This window comes from Streptomyces sp. NPDC030814 (genome assembly GCF_055572155.1).
Window position 1 is genome coordinate 59,912 of the sequence record NZ_JBVIDX010000013.1, and the last position, 16,048, is coordinate 75,959.

General features: G+C 71.6%; 15 protein-coding genes, 1 tRNA gene and 1 pseudogene. 8 read left to right on the forward strand and 9 right to left on the reverse strand.

The features are described 5' to 3' along the window. Positions 1 to 95: 95 nt before the first annotated feature. The 4 genes from ACZ43N_RS26020 to ACZ43N_RS26035 all read right to left on the reverse strand — a co-directional run bounded on the left by ACZ43N_RS26020 (position 96) and on the right by ACZ43N_RS26035 (position 3,843). A complete protein-coding gene (locus tag ACZ43N_RS26020) occupies positions 96 to 329 on the reverse strand; it encodes a hypothetical protein (protein ID WP_468100787.1) in 234 nt (77 codons plus the stop codon). A gap of 81 nt (positions 330 to 410) precedes the next feature. Further along, positions 411 to 1,316, reverse strand: coding sequence for an SDR family oxidoreductase (locus ACZ43N_RS26025; RefSeq protein ID WP_468100789.1), 906 nt, complete (start codon positions 1,314 to 1,316; stop codon positions 411 to 413). Then, the gene (locus ACZ43N_RS26030; RefSeq protein WP_468100790.1) at positions 1,313 to 2,251 is read right to left on the reverse strand and encodes an alpha/beta fold hydrolase; all 939 of its coding nucleotides are present in this window, start codon (positions 2,249 to 2,251) and stop codon (positions 1,313 to 1,315) included. Before ACZ43N_RS26030 ends, ACZ43N_RS26025 begins: the two co-directional genes overlap by 4 nt. Next, entirely contained in the window at positions 2,248 to 3,843 is a 1,596-nt protein-coding gene (locus ACZ43N_RS26035; RefSeq protein WP_468100791.1) for a flavin-containing monooxygenase, read from the reverse strand. The genes ACZ43N_RS26030 and ACZ43N_RS26035 overlap by 4 nt, the downstream gene beginning before the upstream one ends. 170 nt (positions 3,844 to 4,013) lie before the next feature. Between ACZ43N_RS26035 and ACZ43N_RS26040 the strand changes: the two genes are divergently transcribed. Continuing rightward, a complete protein-coding gene (locus ACZ43N_RS26040; protein WP_468100793.1) occupies positions 4,014 to 4,691 on the forward strand; it encodes a MerR family transcriptional regulator in 678 nt (225 codons plus the stop codon). A gap of 83 nt (positions 4,692 to 4,774) precedes the next feature. Here ACZ43N_RS26040 and ACZ43N_RS26045 read toward each other — a convergent pair whose 3' ends face one another. Beyond that, a complete protein-coding gene (locus tag ACZ43N_RS26045; RefSeq protein WP_468100795.1) occupies positions 4,775 to 5,599 on the reverse strand; it encodes an exodeoxyribonuclease III in 825 nt (274 codons plus the stop codon). Positions 5,600 to 5,670: 71 nt separating this feature from the next. On the opposite strand from ACZ43N_RS26045, the gene ACZ43N_RS26050 reads away from it, so the two are divergent. From ACZ43N_RS26050 to ACZ43N_RS26060, 3 genes and pseudogenes are all read left to right on the forward strand, one after another. Continuing rightward, positions 5,671 to 6,147 (forward strand): GNAT family N-acetyltransferase, encoded by a 477-nt coding sequence (locus tag ACZ43N_RS26050; protein ID WP_468100797.1) that lies wholly within the window; start codon positions 5,671 to 5,673, stop codon positions 6,145 to 6,147. Between the two features lie 74 nt (positions 6,148 to 6,221). Beyond that, positions 6,222 to 6,617 carry a hypothetical protein gene (locus ACZ43N_RS26055; RefSeq protein ID WP_468100798.1) on the forward strand — a complete coding sequence of 132 codons (396 nt, stop codon included), beginning with the start codon at positions 6,222 to 6,224 and terminating at the stop codon, positions 6,615 to 6,617. Positions 6,618 to 6,955: 338 nt separating this feature from the next. Further along, positions 6,956 to 7,282, forward strand: a pseudogene (locus ACZ43N_RS26060) (tyrosine-type recombinase/integrase); the annotation flags it as partial. 55 nt (positions 7,283 to 7,337) lie between these two features. On the opposite strand, the gene ACZ43N_RS26065 reads toward ACZ43N_RS26060, so the two are convergent. Continuing rightward, a tRNA-Arg gene (locus tag ACZ43N_RS26065) sits at positions 7,338 to 7,413 on the reverse strand. Positions 7,414 to 7,645: 232 nt separating this feature from the next. On the opposite strand from ACZ43N_RS26065, the gene ACZ43N_RS26070 reads away from it, so the two are divergent. From ACZ43N_RS26070 to ACZ43N_RS26080, 3 genes are all read left to right on the forward strand, one after another. Next, entirely contained in the window at positions 7,646 to 8,791 is a 1,146-nt protein-coding gene (locus ACZ43N_RS26070) for an ABC transporter ATP-binding protein (RefSeq protein ID WP_468100799.1), read from the forward strand. A 173-nt stretch (positions 8,792 to 8,964) separates the two neighbouring features. After that, positions 8,965 to 9,699, forward strand: coding sequence for an ABC transporter permease (locus ACZ43N_RS26075; protein WP_468100969.1), 735 nt, complete (start codon positions 8,965 to 8,967; stop codon positions 9,697 to 9,699). A 2-nt stretch (positions 9,700 to 9,701) separates the two neighbouring features. Then, positions 9,702 to 10,595 (forward strand): ABC transporter permease, encoded by an 894-nt coding sequence (locus ACZ43N_RS26080; protein ID WP_468100801.1) that lies wholly within the window; start codon positions 9,702 to 9,704, stop codon positions 10,593 to 10,595. Positions 10,596 to 10,641: 46 nt separating this feature from the next. Here ACZ43N_RS26080 and ACZ43N_RS26085 read toward each other — a convergent pair whose 3' ends face one another. The 3 genes from ACZ43N_RS26085 to ACZ43N_RS26095 form a co-directional block, all read right to left on the reverse strand. After that, on the reverse strand, positions 10,642 to 11,367 hold the full coding sequence (locus ACZ43N_RS26085; RefSeq protein WP_468100803.1) for a TetR/AcrR family transcriptional regulator: 726 nt from the start codon (positions 11,365 to 11,367) through the stop codon (positions 10,642 to 10,644). A gap of 138 nt (positions 11,368 to 11,505) precedes the next feature. Then, a complete protein-coding gene (locus ACZ43N_RS26090) occupies positions 11,506 to 13,209 on the reverse strand; it encodes an IclR family transcriptional regulator domain-containing protein (protein WP_468100805.1) in 1,704 nt (567 codons plus the stop codon). 347 nt (positions 13,210 to 13,556) lie between these two features. After that, positions 13,557 to 14,834, reverse strand: coding sequence for a M6 family metalloprotease domain-containing protein (locus ACZ43N_RS26095; RefSeq protein ID WP_468100971.1), 1,278 nt, complete (start codon positions 14,832 to 14,834; stop codon positions 13,557 to 13,559). Between the two features lie 419 nt (positions 14,835 to 15,253). Here ACZ43N_RS26095 and ACZ43N_RS26100 point away from each other — a divergent pair, with 419 nt between their 5' ends. Beyond that, the gene (locus ACZ43N_RS26100; protein ID WP_468100806.1) at positions 15,254 to 15,895 is read left to right on the forward strand and encodes a TetR/AcrR family transcriptional regulator; all 642 of its coding nucleotides are present in this window, start codon (positions 15,254 to 15,256) and stop codon (positions 15,893 to 15,895) included. Positions 15,896 to 16,048 lie beyond the last annotated feature (153 nt).

The following is a 16,048-nucleotide window of genomic DNA, read 5'->3' on the forward strand; positions in this document are numbered from 1 at the left end:
CGGTCCCTGACAAGAGAAGACGACGGGCCCGACACGGAAATGGGGCGCCCCCGGCGAAGAGGGCGCCCCACTCAGGACCTCAGCGGACGCTCGACTCAGATGTCGTGCTCCGGCTGGAACCGGTCGTCGGCGTCACGCAGATCGCGCTCACGCTCGCTCTCGGGCTGACGCCCGCGCTGCCCAGGCTGCTGCTGAGCCCGCTCGCGCTGCCGGCGCGCACGCTCCTCCGGCGACATCCGCTGCGACTCCTCCGGAGCCCGCCCGGCCTTCTGCCGCGCCTGGTGCTTGAGCTGCTCGCTCTTCTCCTGGAACTGGTCCTTCATGCCCATGTGGTTTCACTCCCGTACTGGGTGAGGGGATCGGGCCTCGACCAGACAAACACGCGCGGACAATCAACGCATTTCGATCACTCACTCACGGTCACCGACCACCCGGCGCTCCCGCTCGTCGGCCGCCCCTCCCGCCCCCACGAGCCCGGTGGGCGCCCCCTGCATGCGCCCCTCGAACCGCCGCACCTCACGCGGCCCGAACGCCCCGATCAGCCCCGGCAGATACCCCCGGACGCCCTGCATCCCCCGCAGCCACCACTGCCCGTAGACATGCCCGGACCGCCGCTCGATCCCGGCGACGATCCGGTCGACGGCCGGACCCAGCGGATAGGTCTTGCCGGCCGGCCACGGCAGCCGCTCACGCAACTCCCGCATGGCGTGCTCCTGATCGGCCCCGCGCACCATGTCCGTGTCGGTCCACGACAGATAGGCGACCCCGACACCGACGCCCTTGTGGCCGACCTCGGCCCGCAGACTGTGCGCGTACGCCTCGACGCCCGCCTTGGACGCGCAGTACGCCGTCATCATCGGCGCCGGGGTGATCGCGGCGAGGGAGGCGATCTGGAGCAGATACCCCCGGCTCTCGACGAGCGCGGGCAGGAACACCCGCCCGGTGACAGCCGATCCGACCAGGTTGACCTCGATCACCCGCCGCCAGGAATCGGGGTCGGAGTCGACGAAGGGCCCGCCGTTGGCGACGCCCGCGTTGGCGACGACGATGTCCACCCGGCCGAAGCGCTCCTTCACCTCGGCGGCGACCCGCGCCATGGCCTCGTGGTCGGTGACGTCGGCGTGCCAGAACTCGCAGTCCCCGTAGAGCCGTTCGCAGACCCGCTTGAGTTCGTCCGGCTCCAGCCCGACCAGCGCGACCTTCACGCCGCGCACCGAGAGCTTGCGGGCGAGGAGTTCCCCGACGCCCCGCGCGGCCCCGGTGACCACCGCGACCCGCCCTTCCAGGGCATTGCCCCTGCTGCCGCCCCTGCTCATGCGCCTGCCTCCTCCAGCTCGTCCCGCACGGTCCGTGGTGTGTACGCCGTCACCAGCCCGCGTATCCGGGCGGTGACCGCCTCCGGTGCCTCCACCGGCGACATGTGCCCGACACCGGTCAGCTCGGTCACGCCCACGCAGTCCGGGAGCGCGGCGGCCAGCGTCCGCGCGTGCACCGGCGGGGTCATCCGGTCCGCCGTGCCCACCAGGACGGCGGCCGGCACTGTCAACTCCCTTACGCCCTGGTCGAGGTCGAGCGTGTCGAGCACCTCGGACCAGGCGTGCCGCACCCGCGCCGGACACGCGTGCACGATCCGCGCGCACGCCTCGACCATCGCCGGTGACGACCCCGGGCCCATGGTGGCGTACTTGAGGATCCGCCGGGCGATCGGTGTGACCGGCCCGAGCGGCGCCCTCGACCCGAGGACCTTGCGGGTGAGCCAGGTGCGCACGCGTCCGGCGCGGCCGGGCACGACGAGCGCCTCGGAGACCAGCTGCGAACTGCCGGTGCTGCACAGCAGCACCGCCGCCGCGTGCTCCCGGACGCCGGCCCGCGCCGCGGCCGCCATCAGCGTCATCCCGCCCATGGAGTGCCCGACGAGCACGGCCTTCTCGCCGGGCGCGAGCGTCGCCGCGAGCACCGCCTCCAGGTCGTCGGCGAGGACGTCCGTACTGCACAGGGCGGAGGCGGGACTGCGTCCGTGGCCGCGCTGGTCGTAGGCGATCACCCGGTGGTCGACGGCGAGGTCACGAACCTGAGCCGCCCAGAACGCGGTCGAGCAGGTCCAGCCGTGCACCAGCACCACCGGGGGCGCGTCGTCCGGCCCGTGGGTCTCGACGTGCAGCCGCGCACCGTCGGCGGACACGGCCGTCAACTCCCGTACGGCGACGGGCGGGGCATAGGGACCGTGCTTCACATGGGTCAGTCGGGTCACGCTCCGGCCTCCACCTTCGTCGCCTCGGTCGCGGTCGCCCCACCGGTCTTCCCCGCATCGGGCCGCGGCACCCGCAGCACCTCGTACTCGGCGAGATCCACGCGCCGGGTGGCGCCGCGGAACTCCGTGGTGGTGCCGGGCCAGATGGTCGTGTTGCGGCCGTGCGCGTCGAGGTACCAGCTGGTGCAGCCGCCGGTGTTCCAGACGGTGCGCTCCATGCGCTTGTGGACGCGCCGGTTCCAGGCGTCCACGGCGTCGGCCCTGGCGTCGAGGGCGACCCGGCCGCCGAGGACGTCCAACTGCCGCAGGTAGTCCGCCATGTAGTTCAGCTGGGACTCGATCATCAGGATCATGCTGGAGTTCCCGAGGCCCGTGTTGGGCCCGATGATCGTCATCCAGTTCGGGAACCCGGCGGCCGACGCCCCGCGCAGCGCCCGCATCCCGCCGTCCGCCCAGGCCTCCGCGAGGGTACGGCCGTCGGCGCCCACGACCCGGTCGGCGATGGGCATGTCGGTGACATGGAACCCGGTGCCGAAGACGACGGCGTCGACCTCGGCGGTGGTGCCGTCGGCCGCGACGAGCGTGGAGCCCTCGACGCGGGCGAGCCCGGAGGCGACCACGTCGACGTTCGGCCGGGTGAGCGCCGGATAGTAGGTGTTCGACAGCAGGATCCGCTTGCAGCCGATGCGGTAGTCGGGCGTGAGCTTGGCGCGCAGGTCGGGGTCCTTGACCGCCCGTGCCATGTTCCGCCGGCCCATCCGCTCCACCAGGCCCAGCTGTTCGGGACGCTTGGTGAAGGCCTGCACCTGGAGCTCGCGGATGCCCCACAGCAGCCCGCGCCGGACCTGTGTGGTGAAGGGCAGCCGGCGGTGCAGCCACCGCTCGGCGGGGCTGATGTCGCGGTCGACGCGGGGCAGCACCCACGGCGGGGTCCGCTGGAAGAGGGTCAGCCGGCCGACCTCGGGCTGGATCGCCGGCACGATCTGGATCGCCGAGGCGCCCGTGCCGACCACCGCGACCCGCTTGCCGCGCAGGTCGTAGCCGTGGTCCCAGCGCGCGGAGTGGAACACCTTGCCGGGGAAGGAGTCGATGCCTGGGACGTCGGGGACCTTGGGGTCGGAGAGCGGCCCGGTGGCGGAGACCACGACGTCGGCGGAGAGCCGCCCGCCGCTGGTCTCGATCTCCCAGCGCAGCCGCTCCGTGTCCCAGCTCATCCGCTTGACCTCGGAGTGCAGACGGATGTGCGGCCGGAGCCGGAAGACATCGGTGACGTGCTCCAGATAGGCCCGGATGTGCTCCTGCCCGGAGAAGGTGCGCGGCCAGTCCGGGTTGGGCGCGAAGGAGAACGAGTACAGATGCGACGGCACGTCGCAGGCGCACCCCGGGTAGTCGTTGTCCCGCCAGGTGCCGCCGACCGAGCCGCCCCGCTCCAGCACGACGAAGTCGGTGATCCCCTCCCGGCGCAGCCGTACGGCGGCGCCGAGCCCGCCGAACCCCGCCCCGATCACCGCCACCCGGACGTGCGAGAGCGAGGGCTCACCCCCGCCGCCGTCCTCGTGCCCCTGCTCATGTCCGTGCCGCTGCTCGGCCATCCGGTACCTCCACGGCTCATCGCGTGCGCACACCGCGTCCGCACCTTGCGTCCGCACCTCATGTTCACGCCAGTAATCACTGGCGCAATGGCGAGAGTAGGGCAGGACCGTACCGATGGGTAGGGGTCGGACGCTGCCGAGTTACCGGCGGTACAACATAGGCTTCCCACGTGGCAGCAGACGGCGAGCGACGCGAGTACCGCATGGAGGAGCTGGCCAGGGAGGCCGGCATCACCGTACGCACCCTGCGCTTCTACCGGGAGCGCAGACTGATCCCGCCACCCCGCCGCGAGGGCCGTATCGCCTGGTACGACGACACGCACCTGGCCCGGCTGCGCACGATCTCGGCGCTGCTGGAGCGCGGCCACACCCTGAACGGCATCGCGGAACTCGCCGAGGCCTTCGACCAGGGCCGCGACGTGGGCGAGCTGCTGGGCCTCGGCGCCCCCACCGAGGAGACCCCGGTCCGCCTCACCCCCGAGGCCCTCGCCGACCACTTCGGCGACCAGGCGACCCCCGAGAACCTCTCCGCCGCCCTCGACCTCGGCTACCTCGCCACCGACGGCGGCGAGATCGTCCACATCAGCCGCCGTCTCCTCGACGTCTCCGCCGCCCTGGTCCGCGAGGGCATCCCTCTGGCGGACATCCTCACCGCCGGCCGCCGGGTCCGCAGCCACGCCGACGCCCTGGCCGCCCTCTTCACCGACCTCGTCCTCAACCAGCCGGACCGCACCCCCGAGGATCTGGAACGCCTGCGCCCCCTGGCGAAGAGCGTGGCGGAGGCGGAACTCTCGATGGCCCTGGACCGGCGCCTGCGGCAGGCAGGGCGGACGGACGAGAAGCCGTAGCCGGCCGACGGTTACCGGCGACGGGCCCGCCCGGCCTCGGCGGACGAGGCACCGCAGTCAGCCGGGAAGCCGCCCGGAGCGGGTCAGAGGTCGTAGACGACGGTCACCGGCGCGTGATCCGACCACCGCTCCGCGTGGGTGGCCGCCCGTTCCACGAGTCCCTTGACCGCCTTGCCCGCGAGACGGGCGGTGGCCACCTGGAGGTCGATGCGCCATCCGCTGTCGTTGTCGAAGGCCCGCCCCCGGTACGACCACCAGGTGTACGGTCCCTCGACGTCCGGGTGCAGGGCGCGCACGACGTCGACGTAGCCGCCGTCGGTCTCGTCGAACACGCGGCTGAGCCACTCCCGCTCCTCCGGGAGGAACCCGGAGTTCTTGACGTTGCCGCGCCAGTTCTTGAGGTCGGCCTCGCGGTGGGCGATGTTCCAGTCGCCGCACACGACGACCTCGCGGCCGTCGGCGGCGGCCCGCTCGCGCAGTTCCTTCAGGTAAGCGAGGAACTCCCCCATGAACCGGACCTTCTCGTCCTGCCGCTCGGTCCCGACCTCACCGGAGGGAAGGTAGAGGCTGGCGACGGTGACACCGGGCAGGTCGGCCTCGACATAGCGTCCGGTGCCGTCGAACTCGGCCGATCCGAACCCCACCCGCACCCGGTCGGGTTCACGCCGGCTGTACAGCGACACTCCCGCGCGCCCCTTGGCGGCGGCCGGCGCGTGCACGACGTGCCACCCGTCGGGTTGCCGCACCGCCTCGGGCAGCTGGCCGGGTTCGGCACGCACCTCCTGGAGACACAGCACATCCGCGGAGGTCCCGCCCAGCCACTCCGCGAAGCCCTTCTTCGCGGCGGCCCGCAGCCCGTTCACATTCACAGAGGTCACAGTGAGCACGGGGGCACGATACCCGTACATTGGACTCGGTCCAGTTTCCGACGGGATCGCTCACCCATCCCCGCCGCCTGCATAGTTGTACGATCCACGACATGATTATCCGCCCCGTACGCTTCGACCACCCCGACGCCGTCAAGCTGAACGACGAGGTCCAGGCCGAGTACGCCGTCCGCTACGGCGACGGCGGGGACGCCACCCATGTCGACCCCGCGCACTTCATGCCGCCGGCCGGGCTGTATCTGATCGCCTACGACGGCCAGGACAGACCGGTGGCGACGGGCGGCTGGCGTTCCCAGGACGCCAACGACGAGGGCTACCTGGACGGGGACGCCGAGATCAAGCGCATGTACGTCGCTCCCGCCGCCCGCGGCCTGGGCCTCGCCCGCCGCATCCTGGGCGAGCTGGAGGCAGACGCCCGCGCGGCCGGCCGGACGCGCATGGTCCTGGAGACCGGCACCAAGCAGCCGGAGGCCGTCGCCCTCTACGCCTCCAGCGGCTACGAACCCTGTGCCAAGTTCGGCTACTACCGCTTCCACGAACTGAGCCTGTGCTTCGCGAAGCCACTCTGAGCGGGACGCGACCGGACGCGGCGGCCCCGGAAATCCCCGTGCCTCCGCGACATGGCGGCCCCTACCGTGACCCCGTGAAAGAGAACCGCCGCCTGCGCCGCATGCTCGTGGGTGACACCACCTGGCACTGGACGGTCCGCCGGCGGTCCCACCGCGCCCACGGCCACTGCCACCTGAAGCTCACCCTCTACCCCGAGGGCCCGGGGCGCCGCCGCCTGGTCCTGCTCTTCGCCCCGGCCGAGAACCGGGTCGTCTCCAACTGCTACTTCGCCGCCGGCGACCTGGTCCGCCTCCCGGACCACACCTGGCTCAACCTCTATGAGCCCGGCACGGTCCGCCGCCTCCTGGACGCCGCGTCCCCCGCCCTGGACCGCTGCCCGTCCACCCACAGCGTCGAACTGGACGGCTGGCCCTACTTCGACGCGATCACCGCCGCCCCGCCGCCCGCCGAACCCACCGCGACGGCCTGACAACACGTCAGAGCCCCCAGTGGTGATACCACTGGGGGCTCTGAGCTGCGTGGACCTGAGGGGATTTGAACCCCTGGCCCCCTCGATGCGAACTACGGGCGGGAAGGTCGCTGAGGTCCCCCGACCTGATTAAGGGGGTGGCAAGAGTACGAACGTTCGCCCGCGGTCGCCACCGTTGCTGTACTTCTCTGCTGTACCGCAGATCAGCTGCCGATGATCCGCACGATCGGCTCCCGAGACACAACCTCGATCGCTCCCCACTCTCCTTCGAGCTGATAGACGCCGTCGAGCTGTCGCAGCTCATCGATCCCGCCCCAGTCCCGCTCGCCGCTGGCATCGAGCAGTGGCAGGAGTCGGGGTACGTCTTCACCACCCGTACCGGTCGCCAGGTCGAGCCTCGGAACGTCTACCGTTCCTTCACCCGCGTCGCCGAGTCCGCCGGCCTTCGCGTGATCCGGTTGCATGACGCTCGCCACGGTACGGCGACCCTCCTTACGGCGGCCGGAGTCGCGCCCCGAGTCGTGATGGAGATCCTCGGTCACAGTCGGATCGGCATCACCATGGACGTGTACGCGCACGTCATGCAGGACACCCAGCGCGAGGCGATCAGCCACAAGGATCGGCTGCTCAAGCGGCGGCCGGTTGCGCGTGACCGCCCTCGTTGATGTCAGAAGTGGATGTCAAAGGCCCCGGACCATGATCGGTCCGGGGCCTTTTGGCTGGTGCCCCCGGCAGGATTCGAACCTGCGACACCCGCTTTAGGAGAGCGGTGCTCTATCCCCTGAGCTACGAAGGCGGGGTGGCGTGTGTGGTGCTTCGCCGCGGCCAGTGTAGCGGGTGGTGGTGGGGCGGTCGGATCGGTTTGCGGGTCGGTAATTGGGTTTCCCCGGGCGGGGTGAGGGGCCTAGCATCGGTGCCGTTGCGCCGAACGGCGTTCGGTATTTCGGACGGATGTCGTGAGGTGGTCGGGAACGCGTTCCCGCGGTGCGGCACCGCCTGCGGCCGGGGCGCCGAGCAGAACGGATGTGATGCCATTGACTGCGGTGATCGAGGCGCGCGGGCTGTCCAAGGTGTTCCATACGACCGTGCGCCGGCCCGGGCTCGGCGGGGCGCTCAGGTCGCTCGTCAGTCCCGAGCGCGTGGCCAAGGTCGCGGTGCGGGACGTCGACTTCCGTGTGGGCAGAGGGGAGTTGCTCGCACTGCTCGGGCCCAACGGGGCCGGGAAGTCCACCACGATCAAGATGCTCACCGGCATCCTCACCCCTACCTCCGGTGAGGCGCTCGTCGCCGGCGTCGTGCCGCACCGGGACCGGGAGCGCAACGCCCACAACATCGGCGCCGTCTTCGGGCAGCGGACCCAGTTGTGGTGGGATCTGCCCGCCAGGGAGTCGTTCGCGATCCTCCGCGACATCTACGGCGTTCCCGAGGACCGGTACCGGGAGCGCATCGACGAGTTCGACGGGCTGCTCGAACTCTCCGAGTTCTGGGACACCCGCGTCCGGCATCTGTCGCTCGGGCAGCGCGTCCGGTGCGATCTCGCCGCCTCGCTGCTGCACGACCCCCCCGTCGTCTTCCTCGACGAACCCACCATCGGCATGGACGTCGTCGTGAAGGAACAGGTCCGGCGGTTCCTGCGGCACCAGGTCGAGGAGCGGGAGCGGACCGTGCTGCTCACCACTCACGACATGACCGAGGTCGCCCGGCTCGCCGAGCGGGTCGTCCTCATCAACCACGGCCGGATCGTCCTCGACGGGCCGCTCCAGGAGATCCGGCGGCGGTTCGGCGGCACCTGGCAGATACGCGCGACCCTCGCCGACCCCGCCGACGTCCAGGAGATCGAGCGCCTGGAGCAGGTCGGGAGTGGCGACGGCGCCGACGGCGGCCAGTGCGACCTCTCCGCCCTGCCCGGCTTCGCCGGCATCGGCGTCCTGCGCCGGGAAGGGCCCCGCGCCGTGTTCGGGCCCCTCGGGGACGGCGCCCCCTCCGTGCACGAGGCCCTGAAGGTCGTCATCGGGCGCTTCCAGGTCACCGATCTCGCCCTGGAGGAGAACGACCTGGAGGACGTCATGCGCTCCGCCTACCTCAGCGATGTGTCAGGACAGGGTCAGGGCCTCCGGGAGCCAGAGGACTCGTCCACCCCGGCCGCCGTCACCTCCGTCTCCCAGGGCGGCTGACCATGGCGCCCTCAGCCTCCACCCCCACCGACAACACCCCGACCGACAACACCCCGACCGACAGCACCCTCACCGACAACACCATCACCGGCGGCGCCCCCACCCCCACCCTCTCCCGCATCCGGCGCATCGCCTCGATCACACCCCGGGGTGAGTTCCTCGCCCCGCCCCGGATGACCGCCACCGCCGTACGGCTCCTCGTGCAGGTGTGTCTGGTCGTCTACCTGTGGCGGGGCCTGTACGCGAACACCGAGTCGAGCGCCGGGCTCGACGAGACCCAGGCCGTCGGTTACGCCGTGCTCGCCGTGCTGGCGGGCCGCATCCGCGGGCTGGACCGGCGAGCCGGTCGCGACACCGTCATCCAGCATCTGCACTTCGGCACGATCGTCTACTGGTACCTGCGGCCCATGCGGCCCCAGCGCTACTACGCGCTGCGCGCCCTCGGCGACCAGGTCTACGGCTTCGCATGGGTGCTCGGCGGATACGTGCTCTGCCTCGCCGCCGGGGTCGTCGCCCCGCCCTCTTCCTCGGCGGTGGCCGCGGTCTTCCTGGTGAGCATGCTGCTCGGCCAACTCGTCCTGTACTACGTGATGATGCTCGTCGACCTGCTGTGCTTCTGGACGCTGCGCAACGAGTCGGCCCTCCTCATCCTCGTCTTCGCCCAGAACCTGCTCTCCGGTGTGTACGCGCCGCTCTGGTACTTCCCGGACTGGTTCATCACCCTCAGCGCGTTCCTGCCGTTCCAGGCCACCCTCGGCGTGCCGCTCTCCATCTACGTGGGCCGTATCGAGGTCGGGGACGCGTTCGGGCAGATGGCGGTCCAAGGGGCGTGGATCGTGCTGCTCGCCCTGCTCACCCGTCGGCTGTGGGGCCGGGCCGGCCGACGTGTCGTGGCCCAGGGAGGATGACCATGACCCCTCCGTCCACGACGCCGACGACGCCCACGCCGACGCCCACGACGCCGACGACGCCGACGACGCCGACCAACCCCTTCGGCAGAGGCGCCCGTTCCGCCCGTGTCGTCTGGCGGATCACCAAGCTCAACTTCAAGGCCCGGCTGGAGTACCGGGGCGAGTTCCTGATGGGGGTCGCCATCGGGGCGATCTGGCAGGTCTCCATCATCGTCTTCGCCTCGGTGCTGCTCACCCGGTTCCCCGGGCTCGGCGGCTGGTCCAGCTCCGACGTGCTGCTGATCGCCAGCATGCGGATGCTCGCCCACGGGCTGTACGTGCTGTTCCTCGGCCGGGTCCAGTACATGAACGTCCTCGTCCAGGAAGGGATCGTCGACCCTTGCCTGATCCGGCCCATGCCGGTGTACCGGCAGGTCCAGCTCGCCTTCTTCCCGGTCAACGCCATCGGTGACCTGGTCGTCGCGGTCGGGCTCTTCGCCGCCGCGCTCCAGCGGAGTTCGCTGGACTGGACGGCGGGGCGGATCGCGTACGTGGTGGCGGGGGTCCTCGGCGGCATGCTCGTCGAGGCCGCGCTGTTCACGGCGCTCGCCGCCGCCGCGTTCCACTTCCCGGCCACCTCGTACTGGGCCCAGTGGCTGGAGGAGCTGATGGGCACCTTCGGCAGTTATCCGCTGAGCATCCTGCCGAAGGCCGCCTCCGCCGCGTTCACCTTCGTCGTGCCGCTCGCCTTCATCGCCTACTTCCCCGCCGGGGTACTGACCGGGCACGGCGACGACATGGGCGTACCGCAGGTGCTCGCCGTGGCCGCGCCGTTCATCGGCCTCGTCGCCTTCGTGCTGTCACGGCTGCTGTGGAACTGGAGCCTGAGCCGGTACACGGGCGTCAACGGGTGAGCCGACAGGTGAGCCCGGCGGGGGTGAGGACGGGGCCGCGGTGCGGCTACGTCAGTCGCGTCGCCAGCCCGTCCAGCACACGCTCCAACCCGTACCGGAAGCCCTCCTCCCGGGCGGTCCGCGGGTCCGCGCCGCGCTGTTCGGCGTAGCCCTCGCGCAGCAGCGGATAGTCCTGGGCGGCCTGCTCGGCGGCCGGCCACAGGCGCTCGACCAGCGTCTGTTCGTCCTGGCCGCTGCGGGCGAGGACGGTGAGCCAGGCGGCCTCGCTGGTGGCCATGCCGGTGACGTACGCGACGAGCGTGCCGAGGACCCGGTCCGCCTCGCCGGCGGGGAAGCCTGCCGTGGTGAGCAGCTTCAGCATGGCCTCGGAGACACGCATCCAGTTGGGGCCGAGGTAGGACATGCCCATCTCGCCGAGCACGGAGGCGAGCCACGGGTGGCGCAGGATCGTCGCCCGCAGGCTGTGGGCGCACCGGGCCGTGTCGGTGCGCCAGGTGGCCGGGTCGGGGGAGGCGGTGACCTCGATCTCGCCGTACACCTCGTCGACGGCGAGCTCGATCAGCTCGTCCTTGTTGGCGACGTGGCGGTAGAGCGAGGTGGCGCCCGCGCCCAGCCGGCCGCCGAGCTTGCGCATGCTGAGGGCGTCGATGCCCTCCTCGTCGAGCAGCCGCAGCGCCTCGGACACGATGTGTTCCCTGCTCAGCGCGGGCTGCTCCCGGGCGGTCCGGGGGCGGGTCCACACCGACTGGAAGCCCTGCTGCTCGGCTGGCATCGCCGGTTCCTCTCGCGTCGACGGCTGGTGGCGGTCACCGTAGCGCACGGCATTCGCACAGGGCGTACGGGCGGTGAGGCGGGCGTACGGTGTTCGCATCCTCTGCCGGGGTGCCCTCGCGATCTGTATGGAGGGGGGTCAGACGCCCGGTACCCGCCGGAACATTCCCGCCACCCGCAGCTCGCCCTCGATCCGCTCCACCGTCGCGCGCAGTTCCGGCAGGACCTCCTCCACGCACTGCTCCACCGACCGCCTGCTGCTGTGCATCGCCACGTTGACGGCGGCCGTGACCCGGCCGTCGCGGTCGTGGACGGGGACGGCGATGGACCGCAGACCCTCCTCCAGTTCGCCGTCGACGAGGGCGTACCCGTCGGTGCGGACGCGTTCCAGGACGGTGAGGAGTTCTTGGGGGTCGGTGACGGAGCGGGGCGTCAGCGGGATGAGGCGTTCGGGGAGGGAGACCTCCGGGAGGAGACCGGCGAGCATCACGCGGCCCAGGGACGTCGCGTACGCGGGAAGCCGTGTGCCGAGGGTGATGTTGACGCTCATGATGCGGCTGGTGGCGACCCGCGCCGTGTACTGCACCTCGTCCCCGGCCGCGGTGAGGACCGCGAGGGACGCCGAGTCGTGGACCCTCGCGGACAGTTCCGCCAGATGCGGGGCGGCGATCCGGGGGAGCGGCAGCATGGACAGGGGCGGGAAGCCGAGGCCGAGGACGCGCGGGGTGAGGCGGAAGACGCGGTCGTACGACTCGACGTACCCGAGGTGTTCGAGCGTGATCAGCGCCCGGCGGGCCGTCGCGCGGGCGAGGCCGGTGGCCCTTGCGACATCGGTGAGGGTGAGGTCGGCACGGCCCTCGCCGAACGAGGTGATGACCGTCAGTCCCCGGGCGAGCGACTCGATGAACTCCCGGCCCAGTTCCTGCTTGGATGCGCCCGTCCAGGCGGCGAGACCGGACGGGGCCGGGGAGCCGCCCTCCGGCGCGGCGGGCTCGCGCGGCTCCTGTGCCAGTTCCGCCTCCATCCGCGCCACGGTCGCCCGCAGCCGCGGCAGCAGCGTCGAGCGCAGTGAGTCGGCGGTGTGCCGGCTGGTGTGGCTGACGACGCTCGCCACACACGCGACCCGGCCCGTACGGGGATCCCGGACGGGTACGGACACCGCGACCAGCCCCGGCTCGATCAACTGGTCGTCCAGCGCCCACCCCTGGGCGCCCGCCGACTGCGTACGGGCCTCGAAGTCGTCGTACGCCCCCTCGCGCGGCGGCACCGCGGGGAAGCCGCGGCCCTCGGGGTCGGCCTCGCGGCGGGCGCGCCAGCGGGCCCAGTCCGCGGACTCCCACTCGATGGCGAACAGCGGGCCGGGGGCGGTGCGTTCGGCGGGGAGGAGGTCACCGATGCGGAAGCTGAGGGACATCGCGCGGCGGCGGGTCGCCTGGTGGATGAAACGGACGCCGTCCCGGTCGGCGACCGCCAGCGACACCGACTCGTCCAACTCGTCGGCGAGGGCGTCCGCGTGGGCGTCGAGGAGGCGGGGGAGGCGGATCGAGGCGAGGTAGGCGTTGCCCAGCTCCATCAGCCGGGGGGCGAGGACCGCGTCGCGGCCGTCCAGGCGTACGTAGCCCATCCGGGCCAGTGTCGCGGTGATGCGGTCGACCGTGGAGCGCGCGAGGCCCGTGGCCCTCTCCAGCGCGCTCAGACTCAACACGCCGTCCGCCTCCGTGAGCCGCCGCAGCACGGTGATCCCTCGCATGAGGGGGGCGACGGCCTCGACGGGCGCCGCGGTCGCGGGGGCGGCCGGGGAGGCGGAACCGGAGTCGGCGTCACTCGGGGCGTTCGGGCGCATGGGCCCACGGTAATGCGGGTGGGCCGCGCGGCTCGGTGGGGCGCCCGGAAGCTCGGGGACGGGTGCCCATGCCTCGGGCGTGCGTGTGGCGGGGCGGCTGCGGGTGGCGCGGTGGTTGTTCGTGTGGTTCCCCGCGCGAACGGCCCCCACCGGCACCCCACCGGCCCGCGCTTGTCCACGCACTCAGAAACCCCCGCGTCCCCCTGTCCACGCACTCAGAAACCCCCGCGTCCCCCTGTCCACGCACTCAGAAACCCCCGCGTCCCCCTGTCCACGCACTCAGAAACCCTCGCGTCCCCCTGCCCACGCCCCACCCGCCCCGGCACCCTCACCCCGCCTCTATCTCCTCACCGCCGGCTCACCACCACCCGGTGGTTCCCTGCCCTGTTCCTCCCCGTCACCCTGATCTCCACCCCCGCCTTCGCGTCCCTGAACGTCTCGCCGGGCACGAACGGCGCGTCGGACAGCTCCGCGTGGACGTTGGGGCTACGGGTACACCCCCCGCTGTCGCGGTGCGCGTCGTAGACCTTGATGGGCCCGTTGCCGGTGTCGATGTCCGCGTCGACCTTGTAGACGAGGACACCGGCACGGCAGACGGCGACGTCGTTGCCCGCCCGCGTCCGCAGTTCGACGGCGTACGCGGTGCGGGTCGTGAGCGGCACCACCACCAGCTTGGGCCCGCCGGCCTTGGCGAGCGGCGTGAGCGTGTACTGCGCCGCGCCGGGCGCGGACACACAGCCGACCTGCGACGAGTCGAGCCAGCCGAGCTTCCACTTGTGCCAGCCCAGCATGTCGTTGTCGACGCCCCAGTCCTCGCTCATGATGTCCCAGTGCCCGACCGCGCCCCCGCCCTCGTGGGTGTAGAGGTCGGGCAGGCCGAAGACATGGCTGTTCTCATGGGGCAGGACGCGGTAGCCGGTCTCCTGGTACGTGCCGGAGCCGTCGTCCTGGCGGCTGTAGACGAACGACGCGTTGGCGACGGGGATGCCGTCCGCGACCGGCGCCTCCCGGTTCCCGGCGAACGTCACCGACAGGACCGTGTCGAGGGCGGAGGGACCCGCGTTCGGGGTGACGAGGACGTTGACCAGGTCGTACGTCCGGAAGTCGACGACGGGGTCGGCGACGCGCACCAGGTCCTGGACCAGCCGCCGGTACCCCGGCTCGAAGGGGACGCCGCGCTCTATGCCGTACGAACGGAAGGTCCTCGGCATCCGCAGCCACTCCGTGAGCGGGGTCTCGGGACGGTAGTCGATACGGCCGTAGCTGCTCGTCCGGAACCACTTCTGGGTCTGCGGGGCGAACTCGGCGAAGCGGTCCATCGCGCTGCCCTCGCCGGGCGCGTCGGAGAAGTCGATCATCAGGTTGAGGGCGCGGACGGTGCCGGTGGAGCGTGAGTAGCCGTGCGGGGTGGGGATGCCCTCGGACATCTGGACGCCGGGCCGGCCGCGGATCCTGCACGGGGCGAGCCCGGAACCGGGGGCCACGGCGACCGCCCCCCCGGCCGTCTGTGCCGCCTTCGACGCGAGGTGCCCGGTGCCGGCGGCGGTGCTGACCGCGAAGGTGAGGGCGGTGACCGAGGCGAGCGCGACGGCTCGGCGGGCGCGTATCGCGCCCATGCCGCCCATCCCGGTCGTCGTATGTGTGCCGTCCGTCCGGCGCGCCCGCCACGCGCGCCGGGGCAGTGCCCGGTGGGGCGCGCGCGACCGGTGCTCGGGTATCCCGCTTCGGCGGAACGGCTGCTGCATGCACGCGCCCTTCGCTCCACGGCAGCCGCCCGGGCCACGGCCGCACCCTTCGATCACCCTGTGTCGGGGCAGGCGGGGGCGCGCGCTGGATGGGCCGAACGTGGGGTTTCCGTCCGTAACTGTGTGATCCGCCCCCCAGGAAGGTGTGACCCAGGTCACGGGAAATCTTTTCGCGGTCGGGAAATAACCGGGGATCGTTTCCCCGTTTAGTCAGGTGTCCGAGCGAAACGGGGAAACGGTCCCCGGATTCGGAGACGTAAGTCGTCAGTCGTCAGTCATCGATCGTCAGGAGGCACGCCGTGCAGACCGCCACCCCCGAGCGCAAGGTCTCCCGTCCCCGGGCGGACGCCCTGCGCAACCGGGAGCGGATCGTCACCGCCGCCCGGGAGATGTTCGTCGAGTTCGGCCCCGACGTGCCGCTCGACGAGATCGCCCGCCGGGCCGGCGTGGGCAACGCCACGGTGTACCGCAACTTCCCGGACCGCGAGGCACTGGTGCGGGAGGTCGTGTGCTCGGTCATGGACCGTACGGCGCTGGCGGCGGAGGTCGCGCTGGAGGAGACCGGTGACGCGTTCGAGGCGCTGTCCCGTTTCGTGCACGCCGCCGCCGACGAACGGATCAGCGCGCTCTGCCCGATGGTCCAGAGCGCGTTCGACGAGAACCACCCGGACCTGGAGGCGGCTCGTGAACGACTGGAGGAACTGACGGCCGCGATCATGCAGCGGGCCCAGCGGGCCGGACAGCTCCGTGACGACGTGAGCGTCGGTGATCTGATGCTTGCCGTCAGCCAGCTCAGCCGCCCGCCGGCCGGTACCCAGTGTGCGGGTGTCGACCGCTTCCTCCACCGTCAACTGCAGCTGTTGCTCGACGGTCTGCGGGCTCCGGCCCACTCCGAACTGCCCGGCACTCCCGTCACGATGGAGGACCTGCGCCGAGCCTGACCTGACCTGACCTGACCTGACCGAGATCGGTCGACGCCCTTCCCTTCCTCTACGCCTTTCGTCGCGAAGCGTCGCGAACGAACCGTCATGGACCGTCGCGAACGAACCATCGCGAACCGACCCTTTCCGCCACCGGCGCCCTATCGCTTCACC